This is a genomic window from Massilia sp. 9I, assembly GCF_902506415.1.
Lineage (GTDB): Bacteria > Pseudomonadota > Gammaproteobacteria > Burkholderiales > Burkholderiaceae_D > Telluria.
In genome coordinates, this window is record NZ_LR733275.1 from 1324034 (window position 1) to 1340605 (window position 16572).

General features: G+C 63.8%; 19 protein-coding genes. 5 read left to right on the forward strand and 14 right to left on the reverse strand.

Translation table 11 applies throughout. The features are described 5' to 3' along the window. Nucleotides 1-7: 7 nt before the first annotated feature. The gene (locus GV068_RS06010; RefSeq protein WP_159696471.1) at nucleotides 8-1804 is read right to left on the reverse strand and encodes a CIA30 family protein; all 1797 of its coding nucleotides are present in this window, start codon (nucleotides 1802-1804) and stop codon (nucleotides 8-10) included. Between the two features lie 186 nt (nucleotides 1805-1990). On the opposite strand from GV068_RS06010, the gene GV068_RS06015 reads away from it, so the two are divergent. The 3 genes from GV068_RS06015 to GV068_RS06025 all read left to right on the forward strand — a co-directional run bounded on the left by GV068_RS06015 (nucleotide 1991) and on the right by GV068_RS06025 (nucleotide 3571). Further along, nucleotides 1991-2512: a DUF2867 domain-containing protein gene (locus GV068_RS06015; protein ID WP_159696472.1), complete on the forward strand. Its 522-nt coding sequence runs from the start codon at nucleotides 1991-1993 to the stop codon at nucleotides 2510-2512. 277 nt (nucleotides 2513-2789) lie between these two features. Further along, nucleotides 2790-3134, forward strand: coding sequence for an NTF2 fold immunity protein (locus GV068_RS06020; protein WP_159696473.1), 345 nt, complete (start codon nucleotides 2790-2792; stop codon nucleotides 3132-3134). 143 nt (nucleotides 3135-3277) lie between these two features. Next, complete coding sequence (locus tag GV068_RS06025) at nucleotides 3278-3571, forward strand: hypothetical protein (RefSeq protein WP_159696474.1); 294 nt, start codon at nucleotides 3278-3280, stop codon at nucleotides 3569-3571. A gap of 69 nt (nucleotides 3572-3640) precedes the next feature. On the opposite strand, the gene ruvB is transcribed toward GV068_RS06025, so the two are convergent. The 10 genes from ruvB to tyrS all read right to left on the reverse strand — a co-directional run bounded on the left by ruvB (nucleotide 3641) and on the right by tyrS (nucleotide 12424). After that, a complete protein-coding gene (ruvB, locus tag GV068_RS06030) occupies nucleotides 3641-4708 on the reverse strand; it encodes a Holliday junction branch migration DNA helicase RuvB (RefSeq protein WP_159696475.1) in 1068 nt (355 codons plus the stop codon). Then, a complete protein-coding gene (gene ruvA, locus GV068_RS06035; protein WP_159696476.1) occupies nucleotides 4705-5283 on the reverse strand; it encodes a Holliday junction branch migration protein RuvA in 579 nt (192 codons plus the stop codon). The genes ruvB and ruvA overlap by 4 nt, the downstream gene beginning before the upstream one ends. A gap of 17 nt (nucleotides 5284-5300) precedes the next feature. Then, on the reverse strand, nucleotides 5301-5837 hold the full coding sequence (gene ruvC, locus GV068_RS06040; RefSeq protein WP_159696477.1) for a crossover junction endodeoxyribonuclease RuvC: 537 nt from the start codon (nucleotides 5835-5837) through the stop codon (nucleotides 5301-5303). 112 nt (nucleotides 5838-5949) lie between these two features. Next, nucleotides 5950-7536, reverse strand: coding sequence for a bifunctional phosphoribosylaminoimidazolecarboxamide formyltransferase/IMP cyclohydrolase (gene purH, locus GV068_RS06045; protein ID WP_159696478.1), 1587 nt, complete (start codon nucleotides 7534-7536; stop codon nucleotides 5950-5952). Nucleotides 7537-7627: 91 nt separating this feature from the next. Beyond that, the gene (locus tag GV068_RS06050; protein WP_027865797.1) at nucleotides 7628-7861 is read right to left on the reverse strand and encodes a helix-turn-helix domain-containing protein; all 234 of its coding nucleotides are present in this window, start codon (nucleotides 7859-7861) and stop codon (nucleotides 7628-7630) included. Between the two features lie 106 nt (nucleotides 7862-7967). After that, complete coding sequence (gene dusB, locus GV068_RS06055) at nucleotides 7968-8993, reverse strand: tRNA dihydrouridine synthase DusB (RefSeq protein ID WP_159696479.1); 1026 nt, start codon at nucleotides 8991-8993, stop codon at nucleotides 7968-7970. A gap of 303 nt (nucleotides 8994-9296) precedes the next feature. Beyond that, nucleotides 9297-9962, reverse strand: coding sequence for a histidine phosphatase family protein (locus GV068_RS06060; protein ID WP_159696480.1), 666 nt, complete (start codon nucleotides 9960-9962; stop codon nucleotides 9297-9299). Between the two features lie 29 nt (nucleotides 9963-9991). Further along, the gene (locus tag GV068_RS06065) at nucleotides 9992-10654 is read right to left on the reverse strand and encodes a YbhB/YbcL family Raf kinase inhibitor-like protein (protein WP_159696481.1); all 663 of its coding nucleotides are present in this window, start codon (nucleotides 10652-10654) and stop codon (nucleotides 9992-9994) included. 49 nt (nucleotides 10655-10703) lie between these two features. Continuing rightward, the gene (gene dtd, locus GV068_RS06070; protein WP_159696482.1) at nucleotides 10704-11162 is read right to left on the reverse strand and encodes a D-aminoacyl-tRNA deacylase; all 459 of its coding nucleotides are present in this window, start codon (nucleotides 11160-11162) and stop codon (nucleotides 10704-10706) included. Further along, a complete protein-coding gene (gene tyrS / locus GV068_RS06075) occupies nucleotides 11159-12424 on the reverse strand; it encodes a tyrosine--tRNA ligase (protein ID WP_159696483.1) in 1266 nt (421 codons plus the stop codon). Before tyrS ends, dtd begins: the two co-directional genes overlap by 4 nt. Before the next feature lie 148 nt (nucleotides 12425-12572). On the opposite strand from tyrS, the gene GV068_RS06080 reads away from it, so the two are divergent. Further along, nucleotides 12573-13937 carry a peptidoglycan DD-metalloendopeptidase family protein gene (locus GV068_RS06080; protein ID WP_159696484.1) on the forward strand — a complete coding sequence of 455 codons (1365 nt, stop codon included), beginning with the start codon at nucleotides 12573-12575 and terminating at the stop codon, nucleotides 13935-13937. Nucleotides 13938-14009: 72 nt separating this feature from the next. Here the strand turns inward: GV068_RS06080 and GV068_RS06085 are convergent, their stop codons facing one another. Next, the gene (locus tag GV068_RS06085) at nucleotides 14010-14177 is read right to left on the reverse strand and encodes a hypothetical protein (protein ID WP_159696485.1); all 168 of its coding nucleotides are present in this window, start codon (nucleotides 14175-14177) and stop codon (nucleotides 14010-14012) included. 221 nt (nucleotides 14178-14398) lie between these two features. Between GV068_RS06085 and GV068_RS06090 the strand changes: the two genes are divergently transcribed. Continuing rightward, nucleotides 14399-15496 (forward strand): anhydro-N-acetylmuramic acid kinase, encoded by a 1098-nt coding sequence (locus GV068_RS06090; protein ID WP_159696486.1) that lies wholly within the window; start codon nucleotides 14399-14401, stop codon nucleotides 15494-15496. A 99-nt stretch (nucleotides 15497-15595) separates the two neighbouring features. On the opposite strand, the gene erpA is transcribed toward GV068_RS06090, so the two are convergent. Continuing rightward, nucleotides 15596-15964: an iron-sulfur cluster insertion protein ErpA gene (gene erpA, locus GV068_RS06095; RefSeq protein ID WP_027865807.1), complete on the reverse strand. Its 369-nt coding sequence runs from the start codon at nucleotides 15962-15964 to the stop codon at nucleotides 15596-15598. A gap of 54 nt (nucleotides 15965-16018) precedes the next feature. After that, on the reverse strand, nucleotides 16019-16420 hold the full coding sequence (locus GV068_RS06100; protein WP_159696487.1) for a polymer-forming cytoskeletal protein: 402 nt from the start codon (nucleotides 16418-16420) through the stop codon (nucleotides 16019-16021). Between the last annotated feature and the right edge of the window lie 152 nt (nucleotides 16421-16572).

Sequence of the window (16572 nt, forward strand, 5' to 3'; positions counted from 1 at the left end):
ATTCTCTTTATGGCAGCAGGCGTACGTCGGCGATCTCGAAGCGGTACTCGCCCGGCTGCGGGCCGGCGTTGAATCCTAACATGGTGACGGCCGCCGGATCGATGCCTTTCAGCTGGCTGAAGGGGATGGTGACTTCAGTCCAGTCAGGGCCGGCCACGAAGGATTTCGCACCCGGCATCTGTACTCCCTGCGACATCGCCATGATCTGGTAAGTCTTGCCGTCGCCGCGTACCTTGAACCGTACCTCCTTGGCCGCGCTCAGGTTCACCGGCTGCATCGGCTGGGCGCCCGGCATGAAGGCCACGCCCGACCAGGCGAAGGGCAGTCCAGGCGCCACCGTCGCATTGATCGCAAGCGGCACCTGGCCGTCCGGCAGCGCCGGCTGCGCGGCCAGCTTCACCGTCGATTTGCCGCCGGCGAAGCTGTCGGTCGATGGTCCCCATCCCATGCCGAAGGGGCTGCCCAGGCGCTTGTCGCTGAACTGGCTGATGCGGCCGTCCGCCGGCAGCGCCAGGGGCTTGGCGCCCTGCGTTTCCTGCGCCGCCTTGGCCACCAGCTGGCGCTGGGCCTCTACCAGGCCGTTCGCGCTTTCGCCATCCTTCCAGACTTCGACGATGCGGCGCGTGGCCAGGATGTCGCTGGCCGGATTGCCCTCGACCAGCAGCAGGTCGGCCTTGTAGCCCTGCTTGACCTGCCCGCGCTGGCCCAGCTTGAAGGCCTTGGCCGGTGCGCTGGTGGCGGCGCTCAAGGCCTGCGACGGCGTCATGCCGGCCTCCACCAACGCCGCCAGTTCGCGGTGCATGCTCACGCCATACTGGGTGCCCGCGTTGCCCGCATCGGTCCCGGCCAGCACCGGCACGCCGGCCTTGACCATCGCCACGGTCACCGCTTTCGGGGCCACCAGCAGCGCCGGTTTTGCCTCATTGCCGTAGCGCGCCTTGAGCGGCGCCTGGGCATCCTTGTCGAGCAGCGCGGCGAAGGCCGGGTTGGCGAGCAGGTCGTCGCCGCGGAAGGCGGCCATGCTCTCAAGGACCGCGAAGGTCGGGATCACGAAGGCATTTTTGCTGCGCGCCAGCTTGGCCAGGCCTTGCGCATCGGCCGAGGCGCCGGTGAACAGGTGCACCAGCCCGTCGGCGCCGGCTTCCAGCACGGCGCGCGCATCCTGCTCGTTGCTGATGTGGACCACCGCCATCTTGCCGCGCTTGTGCGCCGCCTTGATCAGGGCCTTCACGGTCGCCAGGTCGAGCGACTTGTAGCCGTAGCCGCCTTCCATCACGATCTTGATGAAGTCCGAACCCTCGGCGATGCGCGCGTCGACGAAAGCCTGTGCGTCTTCGGCCTTGGTGATGGTCGGGATCGCGATGCCGAACTGGGTGCCGTGGCCGCCCGGCGCGGTGACCAGGGTGCCCGCCGAGAACAGGTCGGCGTGTGCGTGGTTGCGGCCCTCGGCCATCTCCTGCTTGGCCTTCTTCATCATGCCGACCTCGGTGAACATGTCGATCTGCGTGGTGACGCCGAACAGCACCGGCAGCTCGTGGAAGCGGAAGGCGTGGGTATGCGCGTCGATCAGGCCCGGCAGCAGGGTGCGACCGGCGCCGCTGACCACACGCGCGCCTTGCGGCGCACTGCCCTTGAAGTCGGCGTCGACGATGACGCCCTTGTCGAACAGGACCGAGCGGTGCTCGTGCACGCGCTCGCCGTCGAAGACGCGCACGTCATGGACCAGGGTCGGAGCGGCATTGGCGGATGCGGCCATCAGGAGGACGGCGGCGGTGGCGACTGCTTTCAGGGCGGTGGACTTCATGTGTTCCTCGCATGGGTTGGTATGTGGCCAGTATGCGAAAAAGCGGCAGGCGCCTGTAGAAGCATGCGCCATCAGTTTGTCATGACAATTGTCATGACAAAAAGCGCAGGCGATGCAGCCTGCATTGATCATCCATCGCCCAGGTTCCATACTGCAGGCGCTGAACCTCACTCCGGAGCTGCCCGCATGCCTATCGAAGCCACTGCCCCCGTCGAGGTGCTACCGCCCTCCCAGTCCGGCGTCACCGGGCTCTATGAGCCGGTCCATCTTGCGGATGCCTTCGCGATCGCGCTGCCCGCCCACGCATCGCGCGACCCCGAGACCCTGGCCCGCTTCATCGTGTCGCACCAGCCGGCGTGGATCGACAGGCTCACTAGCCTGCGCGACATGATCGTCGCCTGCTTCGGCCTCAAGACGGCGCGACAGCTGGCGCAGCTGGCCAGCAGGGAGCAGGCCGAGCGTGTCGGCATCTTTCGGATCTACAGCAGGAGCGAGAACGAGATCGTGCTGGGTGAGGACGACAGCCATCTCGACTTCAGGGTGTCCTTCCTGTGCGGGCCGCAGGAGCTGACAGTGACCACCGTCGTGCATTGCCATAACCTGCTGGGGCGGACTTATTTGTTCGTGATCGCGCCCTTCCACCGTTTGGTGGTCAAGGCGAGCCTGCGGCGGGCGGCGGCGATCGGCTGGCCGGCGTCAAGTGATTAGTGCGGCGGCGGCTTGCCCTAAAGGAGCCATACGCGACTTATACAGCGCAACCTGAGCTTATCGGTAGGCCTTCCGCGATTGAGGCACAGGTGTGCGAGGGCGTGATCTGCGAAGGTTTCGACTACATGGGGGAGTCGGAGGCGACTGCGACTGTCACGTACCTAAGGTTCGATGGTCTATGGCCACCGTTTGTATTTCGATCTTGGCGCCTTACCGGCTACGAAGTGAATTAGCCTGCTATCCTCCTTGGAATGAGTTAGAACTGCAGGAGTGCGCAATGAAGCAATATCTAATAGCGCTGGTGCTGGTAGGCCTGCTTGGGTCGCCGAGCTTCACTACTGCACAAAGTTTAAAGCCGACTGGCAAAGAAAATTATCGTCCGCCTGAAGGATACGTTCCCAATGCGAAGGTTGCCGAGCAAATCGCCTATGCCGTCTTGATTCCGATATACGGTCGGGAGAATATCGACAAACAGCGGCCGTTTAAGGTAACGCTTAAACGCCATGGCACGGTCTGGAAGGTCGAAGGCACCCTGCCGGAGTCTGTGGCTTATGGGGGGACGTTTGAAGTTGAGATTGCAAAGCACGATGGACGGATAATTCGCATGGCGCATTTTGTGTAAAGGGATGACAAAAATGAGAAGCAGACCTGAGGTCGTCGTCCTCTAAGGGCCGGGTCCGTGGGCCTCTAGCGCACGTACGACAGAGGAAACAACCGGTCGCAATGAAGTGCTGTCAAGCACGAGCGGAAAGCTGAAAGGCAGGCATGACCTACTCCGGGAAAATCGTTCTGGTTTCGCTCTCCGGCTATGTTCCTGAACGCGACGAACAATTCTTGCGCGACCTGATCGCAGCCCGAATCGAGCTGTTCTGTGTAATCTGCGTAGGCGCCAGGGAGTGGGAGAACGCTCTCGATTGGGCTTGCGTGAACGATGAAGGGCTTGGTGAGCACACGATTGTCACAACGTCGCACGAACACGAGCCTCTTGCAGAAGTGATTGGATTTGCCGAGCGATTCTCAACGTCGGCGCAGCACCAGTCCCAGGTTATTCATCGCTAAACTCAACAGCTTGTATGCTCGTCTCGGTTCGTCCATTCAAGGCGTGTCGAGAGGGGCCACCAGGGACTCTCAAGCAGGCGGCAGGTTATCCCACAAATCGCCCGTCGGGCTGATGCGCGGCGCCGTCACGCCGAAGTGCTGATAGGCCAGCGGCGTAGCGATCCGTCCACGCGGCGTACGCTGCAGGTAGCCCTGCTGGATCAAATAGGGTTCCAGCACGTCCTCGATGGTGTCGGCAGCTTCGCCGATCGCCGCCGCCAGATTGCCGATGCCCACCGGGCCGCCCGCGAACTTGAACAGCACCGCTTCCAGCAGCTTGCGGTCCATGACGTCGAAGCCGACGGTATCGACATCGAGCATCTTCAGTGCGCGGTCGGCCATGTCGACGGTGATCTCGCCGGTGCCCTTCACTTCCGCGTAGTCACGCACGCGGCGCAGCAGGCGGTTGGCGATACGCGGCGTGCCGCGGGCGCGCTTGGCCACTTCGCGTGCGCCGGCTTCGTTGATCGGCGCCGCCAACAGAGCGGCGCTGCGGAGAACGATCTTGGTCAGTTCCTCGACGTTGTAGAACTCGAGACGCGCCACGATGCCGAAGCGGTCGCGCAGCGGATTGGTCAGCATGCCGGCGCGGGTGGTCGCGCCGACCAGGGTAAACGGCTGCAGGTCCAGCTTCACGGAACGCGCGGCCGGGCCCTCGCCGATCATGATGTCGATCTGGTAGTCCTCGAGCGCCGGGTACAGGATCTCCTCGACCACCGGCGACAGGCGGTGGATCTCGTCGATGAACAGCACGTCGTTCGGCTCGAGGTTGGTGAGCAGCGCGGCCAGGTCGCCCGGACGCTCCAGCACCGGGCCCGAGGTCTGGCGCAGGTTGACGCCCATCTCGCGCGCGATGATGTGCGCCAGCGTGGTTTTACCGAGGCCCGGCGGCCCGAACAGCAGCGTGTGGTCGAGCGCTTCGCGGCGCTTGCGGGCGGCGCTGATGAAGATTTCGAGCTGGTCGCGGATCTTGGCCTGGCCGACGTATTCGTCCAGCTGCTTGGGACGCAAGGCGCGTTCGATCGCCTCTTCGTTCGGCGACGCCGGGGCCGCGTCGATCACGCGCTGTTCGGTGAAATTGTCGGTCTGGATACTCATGCTTTAGACAGTGCCTTGAGGGCGAACTTGATGCCGTCGGAAACGCTGCTACCGGCCGGCATGTTCTTGATCGCCAGGAGCGCTTCCTTGTCAGAATACCCCAAAGCGATCAGCGCATTGAGCACGTCGGCCTGGGCGTCGTCACGCACTGCCCCGCCGACCACACCGATGTCGGCGCCCAGCTTGCCCTTCAGCTCCAGCAGCAGGCGTTCGGCGGTCTTCTTGCCGATGCCCGGAACCTTCACCAGGCGGCCGGTTTCCTGCAAGGTGACGGCCTGGGACAGGTCGGCCACCGACATGCCCGACAGGATCGACAAGGCCATGCGGGCGCCGATACCGGTGATCTTGATCAGCTGGCGGAACAGCGCACGCTCGGAAGCAGTGCCGAAACCGAACAGCAGGTGGGCATCCTCGCGCACCACCAGGTGGGTGAACAGCACCACTTTTTCGCCGGTGTGCGGAAGGTTGTAGAAGGTGCTCATCGGAACGTCGACTTCATAGCCGACGCCGTTGCAGTCCACCAGCACGTGGGGCGGCGCTTTTTCGAGCAGGGTTCCGGAGAGACGACCGATCATGTAGTTTCCTGTTGTTCTTAAACGAGGCGGCTGCGTTTCATGCGCAGCGTGCTGGTGGTCGGCGACAGCGCGCCGATCATCGACAGCGCATCCATGCTGTGGGCGTGGCAGATCGCGACGCCGAGCGCGTCGGCCGCGTCGGTGCCGGGCAGGCCCGGGAGTTTCAACAGGCGCGACACCATGTCCTGCACCTGCGCCTTGGCCGCCTTGCCGGTGCCGACCACGGCCTGCTTGACCTGCACCGCCGTGTATTCGGCCACGTCGAGGTCGGCGCCGACCAGGGCCGTGATGGCCGCTCCGCGCGCCTGGCCCAGCAGCAGCGTGGACTGCGGGTTGACGTTGACAAAGACTTTTTCGATGGCCGCGCAGCCCGGCTGGTAGGCCGAGACGATTTCGCCCACGCCGTTCAGGATGACCTTGAGCCGCGGCGGCAGCGCTCCCTCACTACCGGTCTTGATGGTGCCGGACGCGATGTAGCGCAGTTTGCTGCCGTGTTTTTCGATGACGCCGAACCCCGTCGTACGCAGGCCCGGGTCGATGCCGAGAATAATCATTGTGGAATGATATACGGCTGGAGGGTGTTCGTGGGAAAAAATACTGTGCAAAAACACAGTGTGTGGTCAAGCATACCACGATGGTGGGCGGTATCACCGCCCACCCACGACATCAGTGACGGAAGTGGCGGGTGCCGGTGTACAGCATCACGACGCCGCGCTCGTCGGCCGCATCGATGACTTCCTGGTCACGCATCGAGCCGCCCGGGTGAATGACGCAGGTCGCGCCCGCATCCACCACCACATCCAGCCCGTCACGGAACGGGAAGAACGCATCCGAGGCCACCGCCGAGCCCGCCAGCGACAGGCCGGCATTCTGCGCCTTGATCGAGGCGATGCGCGCCGAGTCGATGCGGCTCATCTGGCCGGCGCCGACGCCCAGGGTCATGCCGTTGGCGCAGAACACGATGGCGTTCGACTTCACGAACTTGGCGACGCGCCAAGCGAACATCAGGTCCTGCAGCTGCTGCTGGGTCGGCTGCTTCTTGCTGACCACGCGCAGTTCGCCCAGGCCAACGTTCTTGGCGTCCGGCGCCTGCACCAGCACACCGCCGCCAACGCGCTTGAGGTCATACGCGTTCTGGCCTTCGCCCAGCGGGATTTCCAGCAGGCGCACGTTCTGCTTGGCCGACATGATCTGGCGCGCCTCTGCCGTGAACGACGGCGCGATCAGCACTTCCACGAACAGCTTGGCCACCGCTTCGGCGGCGCGGCCGTCGACTTCGACGTTGAAGGCGATGATGCCGCCGAAAGCCGAGGTCGGGTCGGTCTGCAGTGCGCGCGAGTAGGCGTCCAGCGCATCGACGCCGATCGCCACGCCGCAGGGATTGGCGTGCTTGACGATCACGCAGCCGGCCGGCTGGCCCAGGCCACCGAGCGACTTGACGCATTCCCAGGCCGCATCGGCGTCGGCGATGTTGTTGTACGAAAGTTCCTTGCCCTGCAGCTGGCGGTAGTTGGCCAGCGCGCCCGGGGTGCTCACGAGATCGCGGTAGAAGGCGGCGCCCTGGTGCGGGTTCTCGCCGTAGCGCATGTCCTGGACCTTCTCGAAGCTCACGTTCAGGGTCTGCGGATAGCTCGAGCGGGTCGCGTGCAGGCGGTCTTCGCCCAGGCTGGTCAGGTAGTTGGTGATCGCGCCGTCGTACTGGGCGGTGTGCGCGAAGACTTTCTTGGCGAGGCGGAACTTGGTCTCGTAGCTGACCGGGCCGGCGCTGGTGCCGGTGCCTTTCATCTCGGCCAGCACCACGCCGTAGTCGGCCGGGTCGACGACCACGACCACGTCACGGTGGTTCTTGGCAGCCGAGCGCAGCATGGTCGGGCCGCCGATGTCGATGTTCTCGATCGCGTCTTCCAGCGAGCACTCGGTCTTGGCGACGGTCTGCTGGAACGGGTACAGGTTGACCACGACCATGTCGATCTGCGGGATGCCGTGTTCGTCGAGCTTGGCGACGTGCTCCGGCAGGTCGCGGCGCGCCAGGATGCCGCCGTGGACCTTCGGGTGCAGGGTCTTGACCCGGCCGTCGAGCATTTCCGGGAAGCCGGTGTAGTCGGCGACTTCAGTCACTTGCACGCCATTTTCCTGCAGCAGCTTCGCGGTGCCGCCGGTGGACAGGATGTTGACGCCGAGAGCCGACAGCGCCTTCGCGAAATCGAGGACGCCGGTTTTGTCGGAGACGGAAATCAGTGCTTGTTTGATCATGGTGAGGCCTGTTGTTAAGAATTCTGGCATCCGGGCGCGCGGACGGTGAACCGGCCGCGCCCAGACGCACGGCCACGCCATGCAAATGAGCTTAGAGGAGCCCGTGCTCCTGGAGTTTCTTGCGCAAAGTATTCCGGTTGATGCCCAGCATCTGCGCCGCGTGCGACTGGTTGCCGTCGGCGCGCGTCATGACCACTTCAAGGACCGGTTTTTCCACCGTCAGGACCATCATGTCGTAGATGTTCGTCGGTTTCTGCTCGCCCAGATCGTTGAAATAGTCCTCGAGGCTTTTCTGGACGACTTCCTGGATACTTTCTTTGCTCATGTTCTCTGCTGCTTCATCCTGGTTAATGATTGCTCGCTGCTTGTGCAGCGTGTCCCCGTTTTATTCTGATTCTTATGCCTACTTTTTATGCTGCTATTACCTGCACTTATGCTGCCATCGCCTCATCGGCAACATGAGCGGGCCGGTATTGTAACCGCTCGCCAAGCCGGAGTTGCGATTTGAAAAACGCGTCGACCGCTGCCAACTGCTCGGCAGTCGATTCCAGCAGGTTCATGCGCTGGCGGAATTCTTGCCCGCCCGGCAAGTCCTGCACGTACCACCCGATGTGTTTACGAGCCGTGCGCACGCCGACATACTCGCCATAGAAGGCGTAGTGCGCCGGCAGGTGTTCGTTCATCAGGCCGCGTACCTCTTCGACCAGCGGGGCCGGCAGGTGTTCGCCCGTGCGCAGGTAATGGTCGATCTCGCGGCAGATCCAGGGACGGCCCTGGGCGGCGCGGCCGATCATCACGGCGTCGGCGCCGGTGTAATCGAGCACGAACTTCGCCTTTTCCGGGGTCGTGATGTCGCCGTTGGCCACCACCGGGATGCCTACCGCCGCCTTGACGGCGCGGATGGTGTCGTATTCGGCATCGCCCTTATAGCCGTCGGCGCGGGTGCGGCCGTGCAGGGTCAGCATCTGGATACCGGCCTGCTCCGCCATGCGGGCGATGTTCAAGGCATTCTTGTTCTGGCGATCCCAGCCGGTACGGAATTTCAAGGTGACCGGCACGTCGACGGCCTCGACCACCGCGTGCAGGATGCGCTCGACCAGGTCTTCGTGCTGCAGCAGGGCCGAACCGCACCAGCTGTTGCAGACCTTCTTCACCGGGCAACCCATGTTGATGTCGATGATCTGGGCGCCACGCTCGACGTTGAACTTTGCGCAATCGGCCAGGTCTTTCGGATCGGCGCCGGCGATCTGCACCGCCTTCGGTTCCATCTCTCCGGTGTGATCGGTACGGCGCGAGGTCTTTTCGCTGGCCCACAGGCGCGGGTTGGAGGCTGCCATCTCGGACACGGCGTAGCCGGCCCCGAGCTGCTTGCACAGCTGGCGGAACGGGCGGTCCGTCACACCGGCCATGGGGGCGACGAAGACATTGTTACGCAGGGTGTATGGACCGATTTGCACAGCGGAAAAGTCTCTAAAGTTTCTCGGGGAACCTATTATTTTACCTCATTCGCTGCTCAAAATAGCGGCAGAATTTTTGGATGTTGTTGCGTGTGTGATATTGGCAGGCGGTGGAAGTGGGGGTAGGCCGTGCGGGTTGGGGTGCGAGGATGCTGTGTTGGTGCGCGAGGAAATTGGGTTCCGGCCTCCGCCGGAACGACGGTCTTTCTGCTAACGGTTATAAATCGGCCATGTCAACTCACCGACAACCCCAACGTCGTCATCCCGGCGGAGGCCGGGATCCAAGTTTCCCACCGAAGCCACTCAAGCCAAATCATCCAGCACCGCCGGCTGCAGGTGCCCCACCTCGCCCCAGCTCACCAGCCGCAAGGCGCCCTGCTCCGCCACGAAGCGGTTCACGCTCGCATTGAGCACCTTGAAGTCGCGCGGCGTCTCCAGCGGCAGGCCGAGCGCGGCCCGGTAGGCGCACTCCAGCACCCCGCCATGCGCTACCAGGGCGATGGTCTTGCCCGAATGCGCCGCCGCATGCGCCAGGATCGCGCCAGTCGTCCGCTCATAGAACTGGCGGAACGTCTCGCCGCGGTTCGCGCCCAGCGGCAGCACGGCGTCGACGTCGCGCGCCTGCCAGGCGGCGAATTCGAGCGGAAAGCGCGCCGCGATCTCGCTGTACAGCAGCCCTTCGAAACCGCCGTAGCAACGTTCGCGTAGCGCGGGATCGGTGCCGACCGCCATGCCGCGCCCGCGCGCGATCGCTTCGGCGGTCTGATGCGCCCGCAGCAGGTCGCTGGCGACGACGTGGTCGATGGGCTCAAGCGCCAGGGCGGCGCCGAGCAGCGCTGCCTGGCGTTCGCCTTCGGCGTTCAGGGCGATGTCGAGGTGGCCCTGCAGCCGTTTTTCGGCATTCCAGGCGGTTTCGCCATGGCGGATCAGGAGGATGGTGGTGCTTGCTGCGTTGTCGTTCGAAAGCATGAGGTTCGTTCGCCCGAACCTCGGGGCGTCTAGGTTAATGTGGATGCGACGTCGGGATTCAGCGAATACACGCCGAAGGTACGCGCCTCGTCCAGGATGTGGCCGCGGATCGCCAGGCGCAGTTCCGCACCAGTGAAGCGCCCTACCAGCGGCAGGCGCGGAATGTCGAGCGCGTACAGCGTGAAGACGTAAGTATGCACCCGTTCGTCGTTCCATGGCGGGCACGGCCCGTCGTAGCCGTAGTACTCGCCGGCCATGTCGGGGTCGCCGGCGAACCAGCCGGTATAGTCGTTGATGCCCTGGCGCAGCTGGTGTTCGGTGCCGTTCTTGATCGTGAAAGGCACCAGCGGACCGGACTTGCCGTGCGGCGTGACCATGTCCGAAAACATGCCTTCGGACAGGGACTTGAGGCAGAGCGGAATGTCTACCAGCGACCAGTGGAAGAAGTCGACCCGCGGCAGCGAGGCCGGGACGGTCTTGCCTTCCTGGTTGACATCCGTGCCCACGGAGGGCACGTCGGGGTCGTGGCAGATCAGCACCAGCGACTTGGTCCCGGCCGGGACGTCCTCCCAGGCCAGGTGCGGGCTGCGGTTGCTGGACAGCTTGACGTGGCTGCCGGGATCGATCTCGGCAAAGGCACACTCAGGCGGAATCTGCTCGCCCTCGGTAAATGAATCGCTCCAGATGCGCATACGTCCTCCCAGCCCTTGATGCTATTGACCCTAGTTCAAGGCGCGGGTTTCAACGCCCAACACCGACGGGATCAACCTGCAGCCAGAAAGTGACAGGACCATCGTTGACGAGCGAGACTTTCATGTCCGCGCCGAACTTACCGGTCTGGACAATGCCATGACGTTCGCGGGCCTGGCGCACGACATGCTCGAACAGGCGCCGCCCGTCTTCCGGCGCGGCGGCCGGCGAGAACGAGGGCCGCGTGCCCGATTTGGTATCCGCCGCCAGGGTGAACTGGGGCACCAGCAGCAGGCCGCCCTGAGTATCGGTCACGCTGCGGTTCATCTTGCCGGCCTCGTCGGAGAACACGCGGTAGCCCAGCAGCTTGGCCAGCAGGGCCTCGGCCTCGCGCTCGGTGTCGCCCTTCTCGGCGCACACCAGCACCATCAGGCCGGGGCCAATTGCGCCGACGGTTTCACCGTCGACGCGCACGCTGGCTTCAGTGACGCGTTGCAGCAGCCCGATCATGCGGACAGAGTCACACGCGCAAATTTGCGCTTGCCCACCTGCATCACGAAGGTGCCGGCCTCGACCTGCAAACCCTTGTCGCCGACCACGGCGCCGTCGATGCGCACGCCTCCCTGGTCGACCATGCGCATCGCTTCCGAGGTGGAAGCGCACAGGCCGGCAGCTTTCAGCAGCTGGGCCACGCCCAGCGGCGCGCCCGACAGGCTGACTTCCGGCACATCGTGCGGGATGCCGCCCTTGGAGCGGTTGACGAAGTCGGCCAGCGCTTCCTCGGCGGCCTGGGCCGAGTGGAAGCGGGTGACGATTTCCTTGCCCAACGCCACTTTCGCATCGCGGGGATTGGCGCCGCCGGCCACCTCGGCCTTGACCTGGGCGATCTCGGCGATCGAGCGGAAGGACAGCAGATCGTAGTATTTCCACATCATGTCGTCCGAAATGCTCATCAGCTTGCCGAACATGGTGTTCGGTGCTTCGGTGATGCCGATGTAGTTGTTCTTGGACTTCGACATCTTCTCGACGCCGTCCAGGCCCTCGAGCAGCGGCATGGTCAGGATGCATTGCTGTTCTTGACCGTAATCTTTCTGTAATTCACGGCCAACCAGGAGGTTGAACTTCTGGTCCGTGCCCCCAAGTTCCAAGTCCGCCTTTAAAGCGACCGAGTCGTAGCCCTGCATCAAAGGGTACAGGAACTCATGCACGGCGATCGGTGTCCCACTCTTGTAGCGTTTGGTGAAATCGTCGCGCTCCATCATCCGGGCCACGGTGTAGCGCGAAGCCAGCTGGATCATCCCGCGCGCGCCCAGCGGGTCGCACCATTCTGAGTTGTAGCGGATTTCCGTGCGCGCGGCGTCCAGCACCAGGGAAGCCTGGCGGAAATAGGTCATCGCGTTTTCCTCGACCTGCTCGCGGGTCAGCGGCGGACGCGTGGCATTGCGGCCCGACGGGTCGCCGATCATCGAGGTGAAATCGCCGATCAGGAAGATCACCTGGTGGCCCAGGTCTTGCAGCTGGCGCATCTTGTTCAGCACCACGGTGTGGCCAAGGTGCAGGTCGGGCGCAGTCGGGTCCAGGCCCAGCTTGATGCGCAGCGGCGTGCCCGATTGCTCGGAGCGCGCCAGTTTCTGGGCGAATTCGCTCTCGATCAGCAGTTCATCGACACCGCGCTTGGTGATGGCCAGCGCCTCGAGCACCTTGTCCGTCAACGGCAGGGGGGCAGAAGCTTTTACCGGTGCGCCGTTACCGGACGAAACATTTGAAGTCATAAAAGTCGTGTAGGAAATTGGCCAAAGCGGTTGTAGGACCACTTCTTTTGGTATAATTCACGATCGTTTTTATGTTTCCCGCAGATAACTTTGCAGAAGCATAAGAGAAAAGATCCTGGAAGTTCAGCCGCAAATTTTAACTGATTGCATGAACCTTAAACAGAAAATCACCCGTCAAAGCCTGCTCCAGCTGGTGCCACAGACCCGCAAGGCGCGCATCATCAGCGCCGGCGCTGCGTTCCTGAGCGTGTGCGCCTTCGGCGCCGTCGCCGTGGCCCCGATCGTTCCGGACGCGGCGGACATGCCGGTCAAGTCGATCGAGCAAGACCTGGAACTGCCGAACCTGGCCGACCAGATCGCCGCCCTCCAGCAAAACGAGCAGCAATTCATCCACGAAGAGCGCATCCGCCCCGGCGATTCGCTCGGTTCCCTCTTCAACCGTCTTGGCGTCGACGACGCCGACGCCCAGAAATTCGTCCGCTCCGACAAAACCGCCCGCCGCCTGCTGTCGCTCAAGACCGGCAAGCGGATCCAGGCCGAAACCGATGAAAATGGCCTGCTGCTGTCGATGCGCGCCACGATCACCGACGGCAAGGCCGGCGATGCACGCCAGATCTCGGTCGAGCGCCAGGGTGACAAGTTCGTCGCCCTCGAGGCCCCAGCCAAGCTGGAACGCCGCGTCGAAATGCGTTCGCGCGTGATCACCGGCTCGCTGTACTCGGCCACCGACTCCAATGTCGACGGCGGCAGCATGCCGGATTCGGTCGTCAGCCAGATGATCGAGATGTTCTCGACCAACATCGACTTCCGTTCGGACATCAAGCGCGGCGACAGGTTCAATGTCGTGTACGAAACCTTCTGGCTCGATGGCGAACTGGTCAAGACCGGCCGCATCCTGGCAGGCGAATTCGTCAACCGCGGCGTGGCCTACCAGTCGGTCTGGTACGAAGACCCGGTCACCAAACAGGGCGGCTACTACAGCCTGGACGGCAAGTCGCTGAAGAAGGCCTTCCTCAAGTCCCCGCTCGAATTCTCCCGTATCTCCTCCGGCTTCTCGATGCGCGTGCACCCGATCTCGGGCAAGTGGAAAGCGCACAAGGGCGTCGACTACGCCGCCACCATCGGCACCCCGATCCGCGCCTCGGCCGACGGCACCGTCGACTTCGCCGGCAACAGCGGCGGCTACGGCAACCAGGTCGTCCTCAAGCACTGGTCGAACTACAGCACCGCCTACGCCCACATGAGCCGCATCGCTCCAGGCATGCGCAAGGGCGCCAGGATCAGCCAGGGCCAGGTGATCGGCTACGTCGGCTCGACCGGCTGGTCGACCGGCCCGCACCTGCACTATGAGTTCCGCGTCGCCGGCCAGGCCCAGGATCCGAGCAAGCTCAAGTCGCTGGCCCAGCAACCGCTGAACCCGGGCGAAGTGGCCCGCTTCCGCATGGCCGCCGCCGACATGAAGCACCGCTTCTCGCTGCTCGCACCGAGCGGCAACGCGATGGCAGCCCGCTAATCCGGCTTCCAACGTAAAAACGCCCCGCGGCATGCACATGCCGCGGGGCGTTTTGTTTTGCGGAGCCGCTTTTCAGGAATCGCGCTGTTCCCGGTCATGCGCGCGGAAAGCCAGGGCCGCATACGCAGCGGCCAGCCCGCCCAGGCCGCCGCCGAGCGCGACGTGGCCGCCCAGGATGAACCCGGCGCTGGCAATGCCGAAGGCGATGGCGGCGTAGCCGAAATGCTTGGATTTCTTCATGTTCCGTCCAGATTACAAGTTCGATGCAAGTCCAGTCTAGCACCTGGATTTTCCGCAAAATGCACACATTGCAACAACCGAAAGGCTGAATACGCTGATTAACCGTTGCTCAGCACCGTCCGCCCTCTCCTTCCCGATGGCTTCCGCTTTCCAGTCCGACCGTTTAGACTGCATGGCCGGCAGGCCTGCGCCAGGTCTGCCTCCATCACCATCGAGAGAACATGAGCGAGACCTCTTCCCTGTACATCGGCCTGATGTCCGGCACCAGCCTCGACGGCGTGGACGGCGTGCTGGCCGATTTCGCCAACGGCAGCATCCGCACCCTGGCTGCAGCCTTTACGCCCTTCCCCGCCGCGCTACGCAGCGAACTGATGGCGCTGCAGGCCGCCAGCGAGAACGAGCTCGAGCGTGAAGGCCTGGCCGCCAACGGCCTGGCCCTGTGCTACGCCGACTGCGTGCGCCAGCTGCTGCCCGCCGGCGGCGGTCCTGTGGCGGCCGTGGCCGTGCATGGACAGACCATCCGCCACCGTCCGGAACTGGGCTTCACGCGCCAGACCAACAACCCTGCGCTGCTGGCGGAACTGACGGGGATCGACGTCGTCGCCGACTTCCGCACGCGCGACGTCGCGGCCGGCGGCCAGGGCGCGCCGCTGGTGCCGGCCTTCCACGAGGCTGCCTTCGGCAAGCCGGGCACCGCGCGCGTGGTGGTGAACATCGGTGGGATCGGCAACATCAGCGTGCTGTACGGCGACGGCCGTGTCACCGGTTTCGATACCGGTCCGGGCAATGTGCTGATGGACTTGTGGATCGGCCGCCACCTGGGCAAGGCCTACGACGAGGATGGCGCCTGGGCCGCCAGCGGCGCCGTCGACCAGCCGCTGCTGGAGGCCCTGCTGGACGAGCCCTATTTCCGCCAGCCGGCGCCCAAGAGCACCGGCCGCGACCTGTTCCACGACGGGTGGCTGGATCACAAGCTGAAGGGTTTCGGGCAGCTGGCGCCGGCCGATGTCATGGCGACCCTGACGCGCCTGACGGCGCTGACGATCGCCGATGCCATCCGCGCCGAGCACGCGGCGGTGGAGGCGGTTTACGTGTGCGGCGGCGGCGCCTACAACGCGACCCTGATGCAGGCCATCAGCGCCGCGCTGGGCGGCGTGCCGGTGGAATCGACGGCGGCGCTGGGCATTGCCCCGAACCGGGTCGAGGCGCTGGCCTTCGCCTGGCTCGGCTACCGCTTCATGCAGCGCGCGCCGGGCAATCTGCCGGCGGTGACGGGTGCGCGCGGTCCGCGCATCCTCGGCGCCTTGTACCCGGCGTAAACAACAAAGGGCCTGGCGAAAACCGGACCCTCAATAAGAAACGGCCCGGATGAACCGGGCCGTTCGACTGCCCGGTCTACCCGGGCGGCCTGGGGGAAGTTACGCGGAGAACGACGAACCGCAACCGCAGGTCGAGGTGGCGTTCGGGTTCTTGATCACGAACTGGGCGCCTTCGAGGTCGTCCTTGTAGTCGATCTCGGCGCCGACCAGGTACTGGTAGCTCATCGAGTCGATCAGCAGCTGGACACCGTTCTTTTCCATCGTGGTGTCGTCTTCGTTGACGATTTCGTCAAAGGTGAAGCCATACTGGAAACCGGAGCAACCGCCACCCTGCACGAACACGCGCAGCTTGAGGTCGGGATTGCCCTCTTCTTCGATCAGCTGGGCAACTTTTTCTGCGGCGCTGTCGGTGAAGTTGATCGGAACGGGGATCGTGTCGTGCTCTTGCACTTCGGCGACTGCGGTCATGAAACACTCCTGGTGAAATACTGAATTACGCCCATTATAGACCGTTGGCGCAACTCATGCTGCCGACCCCACCTCGGCGTCGGCTAGATGAAACACCGGCTCGCTGGCGGGTTCGTGGGTCAATTTCCCCGTCACGAGGGCGCCGCCGTGCATTTCGAGCAAGCGGTAATGTACATCACCATGTATGCGGCCTTTCGGCTGTAATTCAAGGAGTTCTGACGAATATACCGAGCCCGCGATGTAGCCGTTGACCACCAGGCTGGCGCAGCGTACTTCACCCTCGATGCGGGCATGCTCGGACACGATCAGCATGCTGTCGGCGCCGTCCGCCGCCACCACGTTGCCATGCACCTCGCCGTCGATGCGCAGGCCTCCGGTAAAGCACAGGTCACCTTCGATGCGGGCCGAGATGCCGACCAGGCTGTCAATCTCGCTCTTTACTTGTCGACCGAACATGATCCACCCCTTCCAGTGTGTCGCCCGCGGCAAATGCCGGGGGCGCAGAAATCAACCTGTGCATTGGTCAATTTACCGCTCTTAACAGGAGCGTCCTTGATATAGATCGGCTCGGCAAGAATGCGCTCGCGCAATCAAAAAATGTATACACA